Origin of the sequence: Pseudomonas sp. B21-040 (genome assembly GCF_024748695.1) — a bacterium.
GTDB lineage: Bacteria > Pseudomonadota > Gammaproteobacteria > Pseudomonadales > Pseudomonadaceae > Aquipseudomonas.
The window spans coordinates 5,893,322-5,912,636 of sequence record NZ_CP087176.1 but is presented as its reverse complement, the minus strand read 5'-3'; the positions used below and the strand labels follow the sequence as shown (position 1 = coordinate 5,912,636).

At 59.3% G+C, this 19,315-nt stretch carries 17 protein-coding genes; 5 read left to right on the top strand and 12 right to left on the bottom strand.

Translation table 11 applies throughout. The features are described 5' to 3' along the window. Complete coding sequence (locus LOY55_RS27075) at window positions 1-810, top strand: YfaP family protein (protein ID WP_223525618.1); 810 nt, start codon at window positions 1-3, stop codon at window positions 808-810. A 78-nt stretch (window positions 811-888) separates the two neighbouring features. Here LOY55_RS27075 and LOY55_RS27070 read toward each other — a convergent pair whose 3' ends face one another. From LOY55_RS27070 to LOY55_RS27025, 10 genes are all read right to left on the bottom strand, one after another. Further along, the gene (locus LOY55_RS27070; RefSeq protein ID WP_258667124.1) at window positions 889-1,980 is read right to left on the bottom strand and encodes a YhcG family protein; all 1,092 of its coding nucleotides are present in this window, start codon (window positions 1,978-1,980) and stop codon (window positions 889-891) included. Between the two features lie 691 nt (window positions 1,981-2,671). Beyond that, window positions 2,672-3,418: a S24 family peptidase gene (locus LOY55_RS27065; RefSeq protein ID WP_046028760.1), complete on the bottom strand. Its 747-nt coding sequence runs from the start codon at window positions 3,416-3,418 to the stop codon at window positions 2,672-2,674. A 230-nt stretch (window positions 3,419-3,648) separates the two neighbouring features. Continuing rightward, window positions 3,649-4,176 carry an inorganic diphosphatase gene (gene ppa / locus LOY55_RS27060; RefSeq protein WP_008052339.1) on the bottom strand — a complete coding sequence of 176 codons (528 nt, stop codon included), beginning with the start codon at window positions 4,174-4,176 and terminating at the stop codon, window positions 3,649-3,651. Window positions 4,177-4,289: 113 nt separating this feature from the next. Further along, window positions 4,290-5,102, bottom strand: a complete 813-nt coding sequence (locus LOY55_RS27055; RefSeq protein WP_109786359.1) for a zinc-dependent peptidase — start codon at window positions 5,100-5,102, stop codon at window positions 4,290-4,292. Between the two features lie 6 nt (window positions 5,103-5,108). Beyond that, window positions 5,109-5,765, bottom strand: a complete 657-nt coding sequence (locus LOY55_RS27050) for a DedA family protein (RefSeq protein ID WP_223525616.1) — start codon at window positions 5,763-5,765, stop codon at window positions 5,109-5,111. Window positions 5,766-5,992: 227 nt separating this feature from the next. Then, a complete protein-coding gene (locus tag LOY55_RS27045; RefSeq protein ID WP_046028751.1) occupies window positions 5,993-6,454 on the bottom strand; it encodes an N-acetyltransferase in 462 nt (153 codons plus the stop codon). Window positions 6,455-6,567: 113 nt separating this feature from the next. Next, window positions 6,568-7,392, bottom strand: coding sequence for an ethanolamine ammonia-lyase subunit EutC (gene eutC, locus LOY55_RS27040; RefSeq protein ID WP_223525615.1), 825 nt, complete (start codon window positions 7,390-7,392; stop codon window positions 6,568-6,570). 8 nt (window positions 7,393-7,400) lie between these two features. After that, window positions 7,401-8,795 (bottom strand): ethanolamine ammonia-lyase subunit EutB, encoded by a 1,395-nt coding sequence (locus LOY55_RS27035; RefSeq protein WP_223525614.1) that lies wholly within the window; start codon window positions 8,793-8,795, stop codon window positions 7,401-7,403. Between the two features lie 185 nt (window positions 8,796-8,980). Next, the gene (gene eat, locus LOY55_RS27030; RefSeq protein ID WP_109786355.1) at window positions 8,981-10,351 is read right to left on the bottom strand and encodes an ethanolamine permease; all 1,371 of its coding nucleotides are present in this window, start codon (window positions 10,349-10,351) and stop codon (window positions 8,981-8,983) included. 199 nt (window positions 10,352-10,550) lie between these two features. After that, a complete protein-coding gene (locus LOY55_RS27025) occupies window positions 10,551-12,071 on the bottom strand; it encodes an aldehyde dehydrogenase family protein (RefSeq protein ID WP_077431199.1) in 1,521 nt (506 codons plus the stop codon). Between the two features lie 422 nt (window positions 12,072-12,493). Here LOY55_RS27025 and LOY55_RS27020 point away from each other — a divergent pair, with 422 nt between their 5' ends. The 4 genes from LOY55_RS27020 (at window position 12,494) to LOY55_RS27005 (ending at window position 16,820) form a co-directional block, all read left to right on the top strand. After that, window positions 12,494-14,407, top strand: coding sequence for a sigma-54-dependent Fis family transcriptional regulator (locus LOY55_RS27020; protein WP_223525613.1), 1,914 nt, complete (start codon window positions 12,494-12,496; stop codon window positions 14,405-14,407). A gap of 157 nt (window positions 14,408-14,564) precedes the next feature. Next, window positions 14,565-15,914, top strand: coding sequence for a UDP-N-acetylmuramate:L-alanyl-gamma-D-glutamyl-meso-diaminopimelate ligase (gene mpl / locus LOY55_RS27015; RefSeq protein WP_046028742.1), 1,350 nt, complete (start codon window positions 14,565-14,567; stop codon window positions 15,912-15,914). Further along, window positions 15,911-16,543 (top strand): flavin prenyltransferase UbiX, encoded by a 633-nt coding sequence (gene ubiX / locus LOY55_RS27010; RefSeq protein ID WP_046028741.1) that lies wholly within the window; start codon window positions 15,911-15,913, stop codon window positions 16,541-16,543. Before mpl ends, ubiX begins: the two co-directional genes overlap by 4 nt. After that, window positions 16,536-16,820, top strand: a complete 285-nt coding sequence (locus tag LOY55_RS27005; protein WP_223525612.1) for a YceK/YidQ family lipoprotein — start codon at window positions 16,536-16,538, stop codon at window positions 16,818-16,820. The genes ubiX and LOY55_RS27005 overlap by 8 nt, the downstream gene beginning before the upstream one ends. Window positions 16,821-16,871: 51 nt before the next feature. On the opposite strand, the gene LOY55_RS27000 is transcribed toward LOY55_RS27005, so the two are convergent. Both LOY55_RS27000 and LOY55_RS26995 read right to left on the bottom strand, forming a co-directional pair. Further along, a complete protein-coding gene (locus tag LOY55_RS27000) occupies window positions 16,872-17,513 on the bottom strand; it encodes an oxidoreductase (RefSeq protein WP_109786353.1) in 642 nt (213 codons plus the stop codon). Window positions 17,514-17,540: 27 nt separating this feature from the next. Then, window positions 17,541-19,259, bottom strand: a complete 1,719-nt coding sequence (locus tag LOY55_RS26995) for a C13 family peptidase (RefSeq protein ID WP_109786352.1) — start codon at window positions 19,257-19,259, stop codon at window positions 17,541-17,543. Between the last annotated feature and the right edge of the window lie 56 nt (window positions 19,260-19,315).

Sequence of the window (19,315 nt, the reverse complement as noted above, 5' to 3'; positions counted from 1 at the left end):
ATGAAACTCCGTTATCCACAGGTCCTCCTGTTCCTTTGTTCTTTTGGCGTACTGCCGACGATTTTCGCGGCCGCCGTCAACCTTGACACTCCCGTCGGAGGTTGGCGCACAGGCGCGGTTGAAGGCGAAGGTGAAAACTTCCGCCAGACCGTCAACTATCCCGCTTCGTCGGTGAACACCCCCGTAGGCCAGGCCAACACCGCGCGCATCAGCGGCCAGATCAAAGCCACGCCCAAGTCTGCGGAGCCTGGCCGATTGATCGTCAATGGCGTGAGCATGCCGCTGAAAATCGACCCGACGGGCCGCTTCGATCGCCCGTTCTCGTTTCCGAACGGCAGCAACAGCGTTGAAGTGCGCAGCCCTGATGGGCAGCAGCGGCATCGCACGCAGTTTCTCAATGCCAGTGGTGGCGCAACACCGGCCAAGTTGCGGGTGTTGTTGTCGTGGGACAGCGACGGCACCGACCTGGACTTGCACCTCATCACCCCGGATGGCGCGCACATCTGGTACGGCGACCGGGTCGCACCTAACGGCGCTGCGCTGGATGTTGACGTGACCACCGGCTACGGCCCGGAAATCTTTGCCATGCCGGCACCGATCAAGGGGCAGTATCTGGTGTATGTGAATTACTTTGGCGGCGGGTATCGCAGTGATGAAGAGGGGGAAGAAGATGCGGTTCAGCCGCTGACGACTGCGCAGGTGACGGTGATTACGGAGGAGGGGACGCCGAGCGAGAAGATGGAGACGTTTCTGGTGCCGATGCGGGCGGTGGGGGAGTTGACGTTGGTGAAGTCGTTTAGTTATCCGTGAGGGGGTAATTGAGCATTGCATAGCGTCCTTGGTAGAACTACAAGCCAGTCCATTAGTGGGGTTTTCAGGCCTGTTCCGTCATTGCGCGTCGTCCTTCATAGATGCGTCATCACTGGCCAATTCGCGCTCAATCTGTTCGATGCTGGGCAGGCTCGTTTGCAGTTCCGTCGGCAGAGACTCCACTAATTGGTATTCGGCCACGCCGATAGGGCGAGCGTTATCGCGCAAGGCATATTCGGCCACTATCTTGTTCTTGTTCTTGTTCTTGTTCTTGTTCTTGTTCTTGCTCTTGCATAGCAAAAGGCCGATGGTCGGGCCATCCTGTGGGTGCTTGAACTGAGCATCCACTGTAGTGAGGTAAAAACTCAGTTGCCCCAAATGCTCTGGCTTGAACTTGCCAGCCTTGAGTTCGATCACCACATAGCAACGAAGTTTTAGGTGATAAAACAGCAGGTCGATAAAGAATTCGTCACCGCCGACATCCAGCAGCACTTGCTGGCCGACGAAGGCAAAGCCCGCGCCTAGCTCCAGTAAGAACTCGGTGACATGCTTGACTAGAGCGTTTTCAATCTCGCGCTCCTGAGCATCAAGAGTCAGGCCGAGGAAGTCGAAGCGGTAAGGATCCTTCAGCGACTCGCGGGCCAGATCGGACTGCGGTTTGGGCAGGTGGCTATCGAAGTTACTGACTGCCTTGCCGCTACGCTCCAGCAGACGGGTCTCTATCTGCATCACCAAAATGTTGCGCGACCAGTTGTGCTCGATGGCTTGGGCTGCATACCAGCAGCGGGTTTCTGGGCTGGGCAATTTGTCCAGCAGCGCTAACTGGTGATACCAAGGCAATTGTGCAAGCACCTCTTGCACAAATTTGGCGTCCGGCCAGGCTTCAGCAAACGCGCGCATGTACTTGAGGTTGCGAGGGGGAAAACCTTTCATATCAGGAAAGGCTGTGCGCAAATCCTGAGCCAAGCGGTCGATCACCTTGGCTCCCCAACCTTGTTGTGCTTGCCGGGACAAAATACCTTGACCGATCTGCCAATAGAGCAGCACCAGTTCACGGTTCACCGCAAGAGTGGCGCGTTGTTGGGCACTATGGATGCGACCTTTGAGCTCGCTCAGCCAATCGCCATAACCTTCGGGTGGCATGCTCAGGCTGACAGGGGTGTCGCTCATGCGTTGTTCCTCGTGGCTTTTTTGGCGCGATTTCGTTGCGTTTGCCGGGATTCCGTGAAGAACCATAAAAAAAGCGCATGCGAATGGGGAGCAATCTGTCCGACTCAACCGGTGGGATGGTGAATCCAATGCTGGTTTGGCAGGGACGGTCGAAGATAAGTCAGCGCAATTATCCGGCGCAAGCAGGTTGGATTTTCCGGATGTTTCCTTCGATAGAAAGCTGCTTGCTTATTAACCCTCTATCGCCTGCTGGAAAAGAGTGCCAGCACTGCTGACGCTGGATAAGAGTTTTTCTACAGGCATTAAAAAGCCGGCTTGTGGCCGGCTTCTCGGGGACTGGCTTGGATCATTTTTGGTAAACCGCGCCAGCCTTCAAAACGTACACCCGGATCTTGCGTCCGGCTGTGGGACTTGGCGAGAAAGTCATCTGCCGTGTCGGTGCGATCAGAGCCGCGGGGCGGGTTGATGCGCAAATGTGGGGCGCAGCATACTGATTTTTTGGGGAAATTCCCAGTGTGGTGTGCGGGGTAGAGCGATTGCGGTGATGTGTAGCAGCTGGCGAAGCCTGCGTCCGACTGCGCAGCAGTCGTAAATCGATACCCGCGGTGAACCTGAAACATCGGGGTGAATGGTTGTACGACTGCTGCGCAGCCGGACGCAGGCTTCGCCAGCTGCTACAGGGGTTGTGTGTTTACAGGAACGGCACCGTCGGTCGACGTTTGTTCAGCGTCGACCACCAAAACACCCACCCCAACACCCTGATGTTCTGCTTATCAATCTGCTCGGCGCTGAAAATCTCATCCGGGTGCTCGGTTTTGTTGTAGCTGCGCAATCGCAGCGCATTCCCGGGCATGCGGTGCAGGTATTTGATGCGCAGCATCCCGTCATGGTCGAGGGCGTAAATTTCCCCATCAATCACCTTGGTCAGCCCACGGTCGATGGCGAGGGTGGAGCCGTCCTCAATCCTCGCGCCCATGCTATTACCGAGCATGTGAATGCCGATCGCGTCAGCATGGTTGATTTCCAGGGAGTCGAGGTGGCTTTTGGGCAGGCGGATAAATTGGCCGGTGTCTTCCACGATGTGGGTTTTGTGAGACCCCGGGGCGATGGGGGATTCTTTGTAGAGGGGCAGTTCGACGTCGCTCGGCTCGATGACCGTGTAGATGCCACGAATCGCCTGGGCGTCGAAGGTGTTGCCTGACTCGTCGAGCAGGCGCAGGTGTTTGGAGTCTTGTGGACCCTCACCGGTCTTGAGCCAGTCGCTGTTGACCGACAGCAGTCTGGACACCTCTTCCATGCGGTAGGCGGGCACGCCGCGGGTGTACCAGTTGTGGATGTTTTGCGCTTCCGTGTCGAAGAAAGCGGCAAATCCTGTCGTCGTTATGTTCGCTTTTTCGAGGAGCGCTTTAAACCGTGGGCCGCTAGTGTTCTTTTTCATAAACACGAGTCTACGGGCGCAGGGTGGGCGTTTGAATAAACGAACCGTTCAAATTTCGAGGGAAATTTACGACCGGATGTAAGACGTATTTTGAACAAATTAAACAAGAAAAAACCGTGGCGAGCGCGAGATAAACGTCCTGTTTAAAAACCACTTTGTGAGCGCGCACAAAAAACCCCGGATCAACCGGGGTTTTTTCTAGTCGTCAGTGGCGCAAGGCCAAAGGCGTCTTAGCCTTTGTAGGCTGCAACCGACTTGGTGATCGCGTCACGAGCGGCGTCTGCGCCAGCCCAGCCTTCGATCTTCACCCATTTGCCTTTTTCGAGATCTTTGTAGTTCGCGAAGAAGTGCTCGATCTGCTGGATCAGCAGCGGCGGCAGATCGGTGTATTCCTTCACATCGACGTACAGCTGGGACAGCTTGTCGTGCGGAACTGCGATAACTTTGGCATCGCCGCCGCCGTCGTCGGTCATGTTCAGGATGCCGACCGGACGGGCGCGGATTACCGAACCTGGAGCAACCGGGTAAGGGGTCACGACCAGCACGTCGAGGGGATCGCCGTCGTCAGCCAGGGTGTTCGGGATGTAACCGTAGTTGGCCGGGTAGAACATTGGGGTGGCCATGAAACGGTCAACGAACAGGCAATCGCTGTCTTTGTCGATTTCGTATTTGATCGGCGCGTGGTTGGCCGGAATCTCGATCGCGACATAGATGTCGTTCGGCAGGTCTTTGCCAGCCGGAATCTTGCTGTAGCTCATTGGGCGTTGCCCCCGTTAGTTGACCAGAAATACTTGGCCGGATTGACCAAAAAGTGGCGGCGATTATAGGCATATTCCGCCGATGACGCTATGTACCAGAGGTCGTGTAGACCTTAGTCGTGGTCCCGGTAGACCGGATCTTCAGCCAGAAGTTGCCGTAACCGGCTCAGCGGATCCTGCCGGTAGAAAAGCTTCAGTTGTTCATACACCTGTGGATAAGTCTCGTGCAGCAAATCCGGGGCGCTGAAGAAGTATTCACTGGTGACGGCAAAAAACTCGGCGGGGTTTTCTGCCGCGTACGGGTCGATGGCGGTTTCGGCATCCGGGTTGCGCTCCAGTTGCCCGTCGAGGTCATTGTAGGCCTCTTGCATCACCTTGGCCCATTCGCTGACCCGCATGTCGGGGTGCAGCGGCGGCAGGCCGTTGGCGACGCCGTTGAGCATGTCGAGTTTGTGCGCCAGTTCGTGGATCACCAGGTTGTAGCCTTCCCAGCCACCACTGGCCATTACGCCAGGCCAGGCGAGAATGATCGGCCCTTGCTGCCACGCCTCGCCACTGTGTTCGCCGTCCCACTCATGCTCCACGCCGCTGGCATCGCGATGGCGCTGGGGGCTGAGGAAGTCATCGGGGTAGAGGATGATTTCGTGAAAACCTTGATACCAGTTCAAGTCGCCCAGATTCAGCAGCGGCAATTGCGCTTGCGCTGCCAGCAACAGGCGTTGCTCCTGGTGCAGTTCGACGCCGGGCAGGGCGGTCAGGTGTTTGTCTTCGAGGAACAGCACGCAGGCTTCGCGCAACCACTGGTCTTCAGTGGCGCTGATGCCATCGAGGAAGCTCAAGTGCTGGCGCACCCGCTGCCACATGTCGTCGGCAATCGGGTGCTTGGCCAAGGTGCGCTGGCGGCGCCAGGCGCTAAGCGACCACATCGCAGTTCAGCGCGATTGGGCTTTGGACGCGGCGTTGGCGAGGCGGCTGCGGACCATGCCGATGATCATTGGAACCAGCGACAGCAGGATGATGCCCACCACCAGGAGCGACAGGTTTTTCTTGATGAACGGTACGTTGCCGAAGAAGTAACCGAGGGTCACCAGGCCGCCGACCCACAGGATCGTGCCGAAGACGCTGAAGAAAAAGAAACGCGGGTAAGGCATTTTCCCGACACCGGCGACGAACGGTGCAAAGGTGCGGATGATCGGCAGGAAGCGCGCCATCGTTACGGTTTTGCCGCCGTGCTTGTCATAGAACTCGTGGGTTTGTTGCAGGTAATCGCGGCGGAAAATTTTCGAGTTCGGGTTACTGAACAGCTTTTCGCCTGCCGTTCGACCGATGAGGTAGTTGGTGCTGTCACCGAGAATCGCCGCCAGCATCAGCAGGCCGCCGAGCAATACAGGGTCCATGCCGCCACCGGCTGCAACAGCACCCGCGATAAATAGCAGAGAGTCGCCTGGCAAGAACGGCATCACCACCAGGCCGGTTTCACAGAAAATCACCAAAAAGAGAATGGCGTAGATCCAGGCCCCGTAGTTGCTCACCAGCATGTCGAGGTAAACGTCGAGATGCAGCACGATGTCGATCGGGTTGAAATCCATATAAAGCACCTGTGGTGATGGCCCGGCTCTGCAGGCCTGTGCGGATGACTTGGTATTTAGACTACTGGTAGATGTAGTTTTTCTTACAAGCCGGAAAGGTCGCGATTATACGGACTGAAAAGTGAAAAGAGCGTTCAGTTTGTAGCGAGGGATGTCGCGGGGGGATGGATGGTTGATGCGGATTTTTTGTGGGAGCCAGGGAGGGCTCCCACAGTCGATCGGTGCGGTCAGAGTTCGTCGCTGATCGGCAGCACGTAGTTCTTGAACTCGGTGTCTTCCTTGAATCCGATGGATTCATAGGTTTTGCGCGCGACTTCGTTGTGGCTGCTGGTGGAAACACGCATGCGTACGGCATTGGTTTCCTTGGCCATCTTCTTCGCGGTGCGGATCAGGTTATCGGCCACCAACTGGCGGCGGGCATCTTCGGCGACATAGATGTCGTTGAGGATCCACACGCGTTTAAGCGAAAGGGACGAAAAACTCGGATACAGCTGACAGAAACCCATCAGTTTGTTGCTGTCGTCATCGGACAGCGCGAGATAAATCACCGATTCCTTGCGACGCAGGCGCTTTTCGAGAAAGGCACGCGACGAGTCCGGGTAAGGCAGGGATCCATAAAACTCACGATACTTCACGAACAGTGGGGCCAGAAGGTCCAGGTGCTCAAGGGTCGCTTGAATAATCCGCATGGTAGGTCTCGTCTTCAAATGGCTGTCTTACGTTGATGACGGCGATGGGAAACCCGGGCGGCCGTTCGTCGATCCTGCCTGAAACCGGCGCGCAAACGCAATGCGGAAACGGTTCAGGCATCAGGCTGACCCAACAGGAAGTTTCGTTTCAGGTCCGCGCGGGTGTCCGAATCCAAGGTCTGGAGTTGCGCTTCATCCTTTAAATTGACCCCCGACAACTGTCTGCGACAGGCCTCGCGCATCAAATACACCAAGCGGTGAGCGGCCATGCCATAACTCAGCCCTTCGAGCCGGACGTTGGAGATGCAATTGCGAAAAGCATCCGTCAGCCCGACCTTTGGATTGTAGGTGAAATATAAACCCAGGCTGTCTGGCGAGCTGAGTCCAGGGCGTTCGCCGATCAGGATCACCGTCATTTTCGCCCCCATCAGCTCACCGATTTCGTCGGCCACCGCGACGCGGCCCTGTTCCACCAGCATCACCGGCGATACGGACCAGCCTTCGGCCAGCACCTGTTCCTCCAGGCGCTGCAGAAACGGCAGGGTATGGCGATGAACGGCCAGTGCCGACAGCCCATCGGCCACCACGATGACCAGATCGACCCCGCCGGGATTGGCCGCCGCATAATTGCGTAGCGTCTGCGCCGACGGATCACTCAGTTTTCGGCCCAAATCAGGGCGTTGCAAATAGCTGTTGCGGTCTGCGGCGGCGCTGTGCAGCAACACACTGGCGCGTCCGATCTCAGCCAATTGCGTGCTGAGCCCCGCGTGGTCGAACGGCAAATGCACCGCGTCCCGCGCCTGCGCATGGGCGTACTGGAAATCCAGTTGAGCGCTGGTCGGCATGCTCGTGCCAGTGCGGCCCAAGGCAATGCGCGCCGGTGTCAGGCGGCGCAACTCCAGCAACGGGTTTTGTGGATCAACAGTTGGCTTATCCATAAAAGCACTCATCCCAGTTGCGCCATCGCTTGGCGGAAGGCCGGTGGCAGGCTGTCGCCGAAGTGAATCTTGCCGTCGGCCTGGGTAAAAATGCCCATTTTTGCCAGCCACTGTTCGAATTCCGGTGCTGGTTTCAGTCCCAGCGTCTGGCGGGCGTAGAGGGCATCGTGGAACGAGGTGGTCTGGTAGTTGAGCATGATGTCGTCGGAGCCGGGGATGCCCATGATGAAGTTGATCCCGGCCACACCCAGCAGGGTCAGCAGGGTGTCCATGTCGTCCTGGTCGGCCTCGGCGTGGTTGGTGTAACAGATATCGCAACCCATCGGCACGCCCAACAGCTTGCCGCAGAAGTGGTCTTCGAGGCCGGCACGAATGATCTGTTTGCCGTTGTAGAGGTATTCCGGGCCGATAAATCCTACAACCGTGTTCACCAGGAATGGCTTGAAATGTCGTGCCACCGCGTAGGCGCGGGTTTCACAGGTTTGCTGGTCGATACCGTGGTGGGCGTTGGCTGACAGCGCGCTGCCCTGCCCGGTTTCGAAATACATCAGGTTCTGGCCCAGTGTGCCGCGATTAAGGCTCAAGCCGGCGTCATAGCCTTCGCGTAAAACGTTCAGATTGATGCCAAAACTGGCGTTCGCCGCTTCGGTGCCGGCGATCGACTGGAACACCAGGTCCAGCGGAACACCGCGATTGATCGCCTCGATCGACGTGGTGACATGGGTCAGCACGCAGGCCTGGGTCGGGATTTCGTAGCGCTGGATGATCGCGTCGAGCATTTCCAGCATGGCGCAGATCGAGGCGATGCTGTCGGTGGCCGGGTTGATGCCGATCATCGCGTCGCCGTTGCCATACAGCAGGCCGTCGAGAATGCTCGCGGCAATACCGGCGGGCTCATCGGTGGGGTGGTTGGGTTGCAAGCGGGTGGATAACCGGCCACGCAAACCCAGGGTGCCGCGAAACTTCGTGACCACGCGGATCTTCTGTGCCACCAGGACCAGGTCCTGGACGCGCATGATTTTCGACACGGCGGCCACCATTTCCGGCGTCAGGCCGGGGGCGAGTGCACGCAGGCTCAGTTCATCGGCAGCGTCGCTGAGCAGCCAGTCGCGAAAACCGCCGACAGTGAGGTGGCTGACCACGGCGAAGGCGTGTGTGTCGTGAGTGTCGATGATCAGTCGGGTGACTTCATCGGCCTCGTAGGGAATCAGTACTTCCTGCAGGAAATGCGTCAGCGGGATGTCAGCCAGGGCCATCTGCGCAGCCACCCGCTCGCCATCATTGAGCGCAGCGACGCCCGCCAGGAAATCACCGGAGCGCGCCGGGCTGGCCTTGGCCATGACGTCCTTGAGGCTCTCGAAGCGATAGGTCAGAGCGCCGATGGAGTGGGCAAATGCGGCCATGGGACAGTGTCCTCCTGATTCTGAAATGATGACCTGTAGGAGCAAGGCTTGCCCGCGATGGCATCACCGCGGTGTAGCTGTCCGATCGCAGTGATGCCCTCTCGGGCAAGCCTTGCTCCTACAGGGCAGGGTTGTCGACCCCAAATAGGGCAGGCGCCGGGGGATTGGCCCGGCGCCGGTGCATCTCAAATACCTTCGAGCATCGCGTCGGCTGGCGCATCGGCGCGTTGCCTGGCGGTCAATTGGAAATACAGGTAGCCGGCCGCCATGAAGCCGAGAAACACACACCCGATCAGCGTGTTGAACCAGGCCATCGCTACCAGGCACACCACCGCCAGAAACAGCGCAATCCCCGGCACGATCGGATAGCCCGGCGCGCGGAAGGTGCGCTCCAGGTTCGGTTCGGTTTTACGCAGTTTGAACAGGCTCAGCATACTGATGATGTACATCACAATGGCACCGAATACCGACATGGTGATCATCGCCGCCGTCAGGGTCATGCCTTGCAGGTTGACCAGGCCATCGCTGTAAATCGCCGCAATACCGATCACGCCGCCGGCCAAAATGGCCCGGTGCGGGGTCTGGAAACGCGAGAGTTTGGCCAGGCTGCTTGGCAGATAACCGGCACGCGCCAGGGCGAAGAACTGACGGGAGTAACCGAGGATGATCCCGTGGAAGCTCGCCACCAGGCCGAACAGGCCAATCCAGACCAGCATGTGCATCCACGTGGAGTTGTTGCCGACCACGGCTTTCATCGCCTGCGGCAGCGGGTCGTTGATGTTCGACAGTTGGCGCCAGTCGCCGACGCCGCCGGCCATGACCATCACGCCGATGGCCAGGAACACCAGGGTCAGAATGCCGCTGACGTAAGCCTTGGGAATCGTGCGTTTCGGGTCCTTGGCCTCTTCGGCTGCCATTGCCGCGCCTTCAATTGCGAGGAAAAACCAGATCGCGAAGGGAATGGCGGCGAAGATGCCGGGAATGGACGCGATCGTGAACTCGTTGGACCCTGACCAGCCATTGAGCACAAAGTTACTGAAGCTGAAACCCGGCGCCACCACGCCCATGAACACCAGCAGTTCGGCGACCGCCAGCACGGTGACCACCAGTTCGAAGGTCGCAGCGATGCTGACCCCGAGGATGTTCAGGCCCATGAACACGAAATACGCACCAACCGCCGCGATTTTCGGATCAAGTTCCGGGTATTGCACGTTGAGGTAGGCGCCGATGGCCATGGCAATGGCCGGTGGCGCAAAGACGAATTCAATCAGGGTGGCGATGCCGGCGATCAATCCGCCTTTCTCACCAAACGCCCGCCGGCTGTAGGCAAAGGGCCCGCCAGCGTGGGGAATTGCGGTCGTCAGTTCAGTGAAACTGAAGATAAAGCAGGTGTACATCGTCGCCACCATCAGGGCGGTGACGAGAAACCCCAGTGTTCCTGCGGTGCCCCAGCCGTAACTCCAGCCGAAGTACTCGCCGGAAATCACCAGGCCGACGGCAATGCCCCATAGATGCAGGGTGCCGAGTGTGGGTTTGAGCTGTGTAGAAGAAGTCATAAGTCCTCGCTGTCTTTTTTATTGTTTGATCTTTTGGACTTGCGGTACGACGTTTCAGGTGAGAAGCGGGCACGCAAAGCCCGTGCCAGAGCGGCCAGGGCAATGTTCGGTGTGTTATTGAGGACGCCATCGCTGGCAAGCCATGCTCCTGTAGGAGCCGAGCTTGCTCGCGATGGCCGTTACGCGATATCGCGCCGGGTTAGAAGAAGCCCAGCGGATTGATGTCGTAGCTCACCAGCAGGTTTTTGGTCTGCTGATAGTGATCAAGCATCATCTTGTGGGTTTCACGGCCGACGCCGGACTTTTTGTAGCCACCGAACGCGGCATGCGCCGGGTACAGGTGGTAGCAGTTGGTCCACACACGACCGGCCTTGATGGCGCGGCCCATGCGGTAGGCGCGGTTGATGTCGCGGGTCCAGAGGCCGGCCCCCAGGCCGAACTCGGTGTCGTTGGCGATGGCCAAGGCTTCGGCTTCGTCCTTGAAGGTGGTGATGCTCACCACCGGGCCAAAGATTTCTTCCTGGAACACGCGCATTTTGTTGGTGCCCTTGAGCAGGGTCGGCTGGATGTAATACCCGGTCGCCAGGCTGCCCTCGAGTTTTTCTATCTTGCCGCCGGTCAGCAGCTCGGCGCCTTCGCCCTTGGCGATTTCCAGGTACGAAAGAATTTTGTCGAATTGCTGCTCGGATGCCTGGGCGCCGACCATGGTGTCGGTGTCCAGCGGGTCGCCACGTTTGATCGACAGGACTTTTTTCATCACGACTTTCATGAAGTCGTCGTAGATCGACTCTTGCACCAGCGCGCGGGACGGGCAGGTACAGACTTCGCCTTGGTTGAAGAAGGCGAGCACCAGGCCCTCAGCGGCTTTTTCGATGAAGGACGGTTCGGCCTTCATGATGTCTTCGAAGAAGATGTTCGGCGATTTGCCGCCCAGTTCCACGGTGGACGGAATGATGTTTTCGGCAGCGCATTTCATGATGTGCGAGCCGACCGGGGTCGAGCCGGTGAACGCGATCTTGGCGATGCGCTTGCTGGTGGCCAGCGCTTCGCCGGCCTCTTTGCCGAAGCCTTGCACGATGTTCAATACGCCGGGTGGCAGCAGGTCGCCGATCAGCTCGACCAGCACGGTAATGCCCAGCGGAGTCTGCTCGGCAGGCTTGAGCACTACGCAGTTACCGGCGGCCAGGGCCGGGGCGAGTTTCCAGGCGGCCATCAGGATCGGGAAGTTCCACGGGATGATCTGCCCGACTACGCCCAGCGGTTCATGGATGTGATAGGCCACGGTGTTGCCGTCGATCTCGGCGGCGCTGCCTTCTTGGGCGCGGATGCAACCGGCGAAGTAGCGGAAGTGGTCGGCAGCCAGTGGGATGTCGGCGTTGAGGGTTTCGCGAACGGCTTTGCCGTTGTCCCAGGATTCGGTGATTGCCAGCAGTTCCAGGTTTTGCTCGATGCGGTCGGCGATTTTCAGCAGCACCAGCGAGCGCGCCTGGGCGGACGTGGCGCCCCAGGCATCGGCGGCGGCATGTGCAGCGTCCAGGGCCTTGTCGATGTCTTCGGCGGTGGAACGTGGGAATTCGGCAATCGGTTGGCCATTCACTGGCGAGGTGTTGGTGAAGTACTGACCTTTGACAGGCGCGACGAACTCGCCGCCGATGTAGTTACCGTATTTGGCCTTGAACGAAACGATAGCGCCTTCAGTACCGGGGTGAGCGTAACGCATGATGTTGTCTCCTTGGCTTTTGTATTTATAAGAAGAGGCGCATGTGCGCTTGCTTTAAGCGTAGAGCAAGGGTCGGGCCAGCGCCTTGCATGTCAGGCAAATCAAGGCCTTGCGCGGTTTTTGTCGGACAGGCGGGCGGCGCCTGTGACGGTTTCGGTACAGCGTGCGTGACACTTTGTACCGCTAGTGGCACAGCCTGTGACTGACGGGTCTTGCCAGCATTGCAATGCAGGCTAGGCTGGAGGATGCTCGGACTCGCGCACTCTGTAGCAGCTGCCGAAGGCTGCGTCAGAGTGCGAAGCGCTCTCTTGGGTTTGGCACTGAAATACGGGATACCGGTTTACGACCGCTTCGCGGCCGGACGCAGCCTTCGGCAGCTGCTACACGGGGCGAGCCAGACCCTGCGGGGAGAATAATAAGAAATGCACGACAATCATTTGAGTCGCCATGCCCAGCAAGTCTTGACCGTTACCCAGGGCAAATCGCACCTGCGCGGTCCCGGCAGCGATCCGTCCATTGCCCGTTCCTGGCTGCGTTGTCTTGAGGACTATCACCTCGACCCGGCCTTGACCATGGCGCCGACGGTGCTGGAACACGGTCGAGTGCTGGAAAGCCGTGAACGCTTGCAGCAAGTGCTGCACATCGCCGGCAATGAAATGACCAGCCTCCACCAACAGCTTTCCGGCGCTGGCCATGCCGTGTTGCTGACCGACGCCCGTGGCGTGATCCTCAATTGCGTCACCGCGCCCGCCGAGCGCAAGATTTTCGAGCGCGCCGGCCTGTGGCTCGGCGCCGACTGGAGTGAAGCCTGCGAAGGCACCAACGGCATCGGCACCTGCCTGGTGGAGCGGCAGTCGCTGACCATCCATCAGGACGAACATTTTCGCGGACGCCATACCGGCCTGACCTGTTCGGCGAGCCCGGTGTTCGATCCCCATGGCGAACTGCTGGCGGTGCTCGACGTGTCTTCGGCGCGCCACGATGTCTCCCGGCAAAGCCAGTTTCACACCATGGCCCTGGTCAATCTGTCGGCGAAGATGATCGAGAGCTGCTATTTCCTGCGCTACTTCGACAATCAATGGTTGTTGCGCTTTCATTTGCAGGCCGAATCCGTCGGGCTGTTCAGCGAAGGGCTGCTGGCGTTCGACGGAGAAGGGCGGATCAGTGCAGTCAACCAGAGCGCGCTGAACTTGCTGGGGCATATTCGCGGCGGCTTGCTGGGTAAGCCGGTAGAGGCGTTTTTCGACTGTTCGCTGGATGAGCTGCTCGGCCGCGCGAGTGTCAACGCCAGTGCCAGTTGGCCGTTGCGCACCCGAGACGGGCGAAGTCTGTTTGCCGTTTTGCGCGGGCAGCCACGCAGCATTCCGGTGCCTGTTGTGCAAAGCCCGGTACTTGCCGAACGTGCGCCGCTATCAGGCATCTGTCTCGGTGATACGGCGTTGCAAGAGGATTTTCGCAAGTCACTGAGGGTGTTCGAGCGCGACGTGCCGCTGCTGATCAACGGCGAAACCGGTTCCGGCAAAGAGGCATTCGCCAAAGCCGTGCACCAGGCCAGTCAGCGCTCAGAAAAAGCCTTCGTCGCCCTTAACTGCGCGGCCATTCCTGAAAGCCTGATCGAGAGTGAGTTGTTTGGCTATCGCGGTGGCAGTTTCACCGGTGCGCGCAAGGAAGGCATGCGTGGCAAGTTGCAGCAGGCCGATGGCGGAACACTGTTCCTCGACGAAATCGGCGACATGCCCCTGGCCCTGCAGACTCGGCTATTGAGGGTGTTGGAGGATCGACAGGTGGTGCCGATTGGCGGGGAGCCGGAGGCGGTCAACGTACGAATCATCAGTGCTACGCACCGTAATCTGTTGGAACGGGTGCAGGACGGCGGCTTTCGTGAGGATTTGTATTACCGGCTCAATGGGCTGGAAGTTGCGTTACCGGCGCTAAGGGATCGCAGTGATAAATCCCAATTGCTCGACTTCTTGCTGGAACAAGAGACGGGCGGTGAAGCGGTGCAGATCGATGCGGCAGCGCGTCAGGCGTTGCTGGGCTTCAACTGGCCGGGGAATGTGCGGCAATTGCGTAACGTGTTGCGCACACTGGCCGCGCTGTGTGAGAACGGGAAGATCGGGTGGGAGGATTTGCCAGCGATGATTCGACAGGCGCGGCCGGCGCCGGTGATGACTGTTGAAGCATCGTCGGATCATCCGCTGGACGATGCCGAACGGGTGGCGTTGTTGAATGCGCTGGAACACACGCGTTGGCACATGACGCATACCGCCGAGCAGTTGGGGGTCAGCCGAAATACGCTTTATAGAAAGCTGCGTAAACACGGCATCGCCCGCTAAATCGCGTCGCCCCCCATCGAGGGTAAGCCCGCTTCCACAGGATTTTCGGTGACCTGTGGGGGTGGGCTTGCCCGCGATGGCGTCTGTGAGACCGAAACACAAGGTGCGATTTTTCCCTCCCTACGCTAACCTGCGGCCATGTTTTACGAGGTCGACTATGCACATTCATATTCTGGGTATCTGCGGCACCTTCATGGGTTCGATGGCGGTTCTGGCCAAGGAACTGGGCCATCACGTCACCGGCTCCGATGCCAACGTCTATCCGCCGATGAGCACACAGCTTGAAGCTCAAGGCATTGAGTTGACCCAAGGCTACGATCCTTCCCAGCTCGATCCGGCTCCGGATCTGGTGGTGATCGGCAACGCCATGTCACGCGGCAACCCGGCCGTCGAGTACGTACTGAACAAAGGCCTTCCTTACGTTTCCGGCCCGCAGTGGCTGGCCGATCACGTGCTGCAAGGTCGTTGGGTGCTGGCCGTTGCCGGTACTCACGGCAAAACCACCACTAGCAGCATGCTCGCCTGGGTGCTGGAGCACGCGGGCATGAGCCCCGGCTTCCTGATCGGCGGTGTTCCGCAGAATTTTTCGGTGTCGGCGCGTTTGGGCGGTACGCCGTTCTTTGTGATCGAAGCCGACGAATATGACAGTGCATTCTTCGACAAGCGTTCCAAGTTTGTTCACTACCGCCCGCGCACGGCGATCCTGAACAACCTTGAGTTCGATCATGCAGATATCTTCCCCGACCTGCCGGCTATCGAGCGACAGTTCCACCATCTGGTGCGGACCATTCCAAGCGAAGGCCTGGTGATCCATCCGACCACCGAACCGGCGTTGCAACGTGTCATCGACATGGGCTGCTGGACCCCGGTGCAAACCACCGGCGCGGGCGGCCAATGGCAGGTCAAGCTGCTCAGCGAAGACGGTTCGAAGTTTGAAGTGATGTTCGAAGGCGTCGCCCAAGGTGTGGTCGAGTGGGACATGACCGGCCAGCACAACGTCGCTAACGCATTGGCTACGTTGGCGGCGGCGCGTCACGTCGGCGTGGTGCCATCGATGGGCATTGCTGCATTGAGCGCGTTCAAAAGCGTCAAGCGCCGCATGGAAAAAGTCGCCGAAGTGCGCGGGATCACCATCTACGACGATTTCGCCCACCATCCGACCGCTATCGCCACCACCCTTGATGGCCTGCGCAAACGCATCGGCGACGCGCCGTTGATCGCGATCATCGAGCCGCGCTCCAACTCGATGAAGCTGGGCGCGCACCGAGACGGTTTGCCGGAAAGCGTGGTCGATGCCGATCAAGTGATCTGGTACGCACCCGCCAACCTCGGTTGGGACCTGGCCGGCACCGCCGCGCTGTGCACCGTGCCATCGATTGTCAGCGACTCGCTGGAAGGCATCATTGAGCGCGTGAAAAGCCAGGCGCAGCCCGGTACTCACGTCGTGATCATGAGCAACGGCGGCTTCGGCGGCCTGCACGGCAAACTCGCCGAGGCCCTGCGATGAGCAGTGGTCCGGATCGCGTCACGCTGGCCATGACCGGCGCTTCCGGCGCTCAGTACGGTTTGCGTTTGCTCGATTGTCTGATTCGTGAAGACCGCGAAGTGCACTTCCTGATTTCCAAGGCAGCGCAACTGGTGATGGCCACGGAAACCGACGTTACGCTGCCGGCCAAACCGCAGATGATGCAAGCCTTCCTCACTGAGTACACCGGTGCAGCGGCCGGGCAAATCAAGGTCTATGGCAAGGAAGACTGGATGTCGCCGGTGGCTTCGGGCTCCGGCGCGCCTGCGGCAATGGTGGTGGTGCCGTGCTCCACGGGGACGCTGTCGGCCATTGCGACCGGTGCCTGCAACAACCTGATCGAGCGTGCCGCCGACGTGACCCTGAAAGAGCGTCGCCAGTTGATTCTGGTTCCGCGTGAGGCGCCGTATTCGAGCATCCATCTGGAGCACATGCTCAAGCTGTCGAACATGGGCGTGACGATATTGCCGGCCTCGCCAGGCTTCTATCACCAGCCACAGACGATTGATGACCTGATCGATTTTGTCGTGGCGCGGATTCTCAATCTGTTGAACATCCCGCAAGACATGCTGCCACGCTGGGGCGAACACCATTTGAGCAGCGATGAATAAGCTGCTGATCATTCTGCTGGCATTGCAACTGACGGGCTGCGCCACCGCGCGCACCCTTGATGCGGCCAAACCCGGAGCACCCCTGGTGTATGCGGGGACGCGTCTGGATTTGTACGCCATGAACGGCGGATGCTGCGCCAAGGACCGCTTTGGTGCAGACGCGCCGAGCTATCCCGGCGTTGACCTGCCGGCCAGCGCGTTGCTCGACACGCTGCTGTTGCCGTTGTCGGTGCTGACGGTGATCGGGGTGAGTTTTCAGGCAACGGGCGGGTTGTAGCTAGAGGCTATTGTGGCGAGGGAGCAAGCTCCCTCGCCGCAGATTTGCGGATTATTTACCGAGCTTGCGCAACTCATCCGACTCCACAATCCGCACTCCATCCTGCTCTTCCAGCGCCAATCGCCACATCGCGCGCGCCAGTTGGCAGGCTTCGATACCGTGGTATTTGCCGGGGATCAGGCGTGACAGCGGACCGGCGATTTTCTCGCCCAGGCGTGGCGCGACACGATCACCCAGCAGCAGAGAAGGGCGGCAAATGGTCAGTTGCGGCCAGTCCTGCGCACGCAATGCGTGTTCCATCTCGCCTTTGACCCGGTTGTAGAAAACCGAGGATCTACGATCGGCGCCCAAGGCGCTGATCACGATCAGGTGGCGTGCGCCCATTTCCCGCGCACGCTTGGCAAACGCCACGACCATGTCCAGGTCAACCGCACGAAACGCGGGTTCCGAGCCAGCCTGCTTGATGGTAGTGCCGAGGCAGCAGTAGGCAATGTCGACGCGACCTTGCAGCTGTGGAAGAAACACCTCCGGATCGCCGACAGGGTTTTCCAGGTGCGGGTGTTTGGCGAGTGGACGGCGTGAAGGGGCCAAAACCCTTGAGATCGTTGGCTCATTGAGCAGGCGATCCAGCAGATGTTCACCGGTCAGCCCGGTAGCTCCGGCAATCAAGACATGCTGAGGCGTCAAGTACATAGTGTTTCTCCCTTGATACTGTTCAGCTTAGTTGCTCTTTGTATCCTTGCTGTCGATAGAGACACTTTGTAGTGCTTTTCGTGCCTGCTGCTTGCGTAACAACTGCCAGTGGGAGAGGACGGTTTTCGGCGCCCAGATCTGTGGCTCGGAGGCTTCGAAGCTGTCGGCCAGTTCGCGCTCGGCGACGGTGGCCTTGGCCAGTTTGAAGGCTTGCTCCAGGTCATCGGTCTGGTTCAATGCCTGGGCGAACAGTGCGTCGCCGAAGTAGGTGAAATTGGCTTCTTCGGCGCAGCCGAAGGACACACGGTCTGCCCGCGACGCGGTCATGATCAGGGTGCGCTCGTCCTTGAGGGCGGGAATGAAACCGCCGGAATAGCAGGACGAAATCACAATGATCTTGTCGCGATTTTTCAAGGGAGCAAGCACTGCGGCGAGTTCGTCGGCCGGCAGGTCGGCCAGCTCCATGCGCGGTTGATCGAGCACCAGTTGATGTTCGCTGGTGCCGTGGCTGGTCAGGTAAATGAAAATCAAGTCTTCCGGGCCGCTGCGCTCAGCCAGGGTAGCGGCAGCGCGGCGCAGGTTTTCCCGGGTAGCCATCGGGCGGTCCATTAGGTGGTCGCGGTGATTTACCAGGCGGATTTGCCCGAACGCGCCGAAGCGGCTGCTGAGCATGTTGCTGACGTAATCGGATTCGCGCAGGAACACGCTTTGCTTGCCGTCGCCGCCCAGGGTCAGGGTGTACAACTCGACGGCTGGAGTCGAGGCCGGCACGTTGAGCAGGGCGTCCTCGAGCAAGCGGCCTTGAGCCAGCAAGCCGAGCTCCAGGCTGTCAGGCAGCAGCTTGCCGTCGGCGTCACGTACGCGCTGGCCATTGAGCCATGTGCCGCTTTGCACGGTGCCGTCGGTGAGCACCAGCGTGCCGCGTCCCGAGTAACTGTCACTGTCAAATTGACCGGTGTAGAAGCTGCCGTCCGGCAGGTTTAATCGACCTTGGCCGGTGAAGCGCCAATCACTGAACTGGCCGGTGTAATGGCTGCTGTCGGAGCCGATCAACTCGCCCTTGCCGTTCAGGGATCCTTCCTTGAATTGACCGAGCCAGACATCGCCGTCGGCATTTTCGTAGCGGCCCTTGCCGTGCAGTTGATTGTTCTTGAAACCGCCGACATAGATGTCGCCGTCGGCGCTGTTGAAAGTCCCGTTGCCTTCCAGCTGACCGTTGACAAAGTGCCCGGTGAATTGATTGCCGCTGGCGTCGCCGCGCTGGCCTTCCCCGTTGGGTTTGCCGTGGGCGAACTGACCCTGGTACGAGCTGCCGTCATCGAGTTCGAGACGACCGAGCCCTGAATATTGATCGGCCTTGAATTCGCCGCGATAGCTCATGCCGTTTTCTTTGAGCGTGCCTTCACCCTCGCGCCGGCCGAGTTTGAAACCGCCGGTGTAGCTGCTGGCCGGTGTGGTCAGCGAGCCCTGGCCGTCGAACAGGCCCTGATTGAACAGCCCGCGATAGACCTCGCCATTGCTGCCATGCCATTCGCCCTGGCCGTGCCATTGCCCCTTGTCGAACTCGCCGGCGTACCAGCTGCCATTTGGATAGTCGATGCGGCCCTGGCCTTGCAGCAAACCATTGACCAGATCACCGCGATAGCGCCCGCCATCCGGCAGGCGGGCATCCGGGGGCAACAGCGATTCGCCGTCGCCGCAAGCAGTGAGCAAAAGGGTCAGGGCAAGGAGTGCAAGTGAGCGCATAGCGGGATCCGGGCAATTAGGCGAGCGAGTATGCCGCAGCTATGTGTCGTATATAT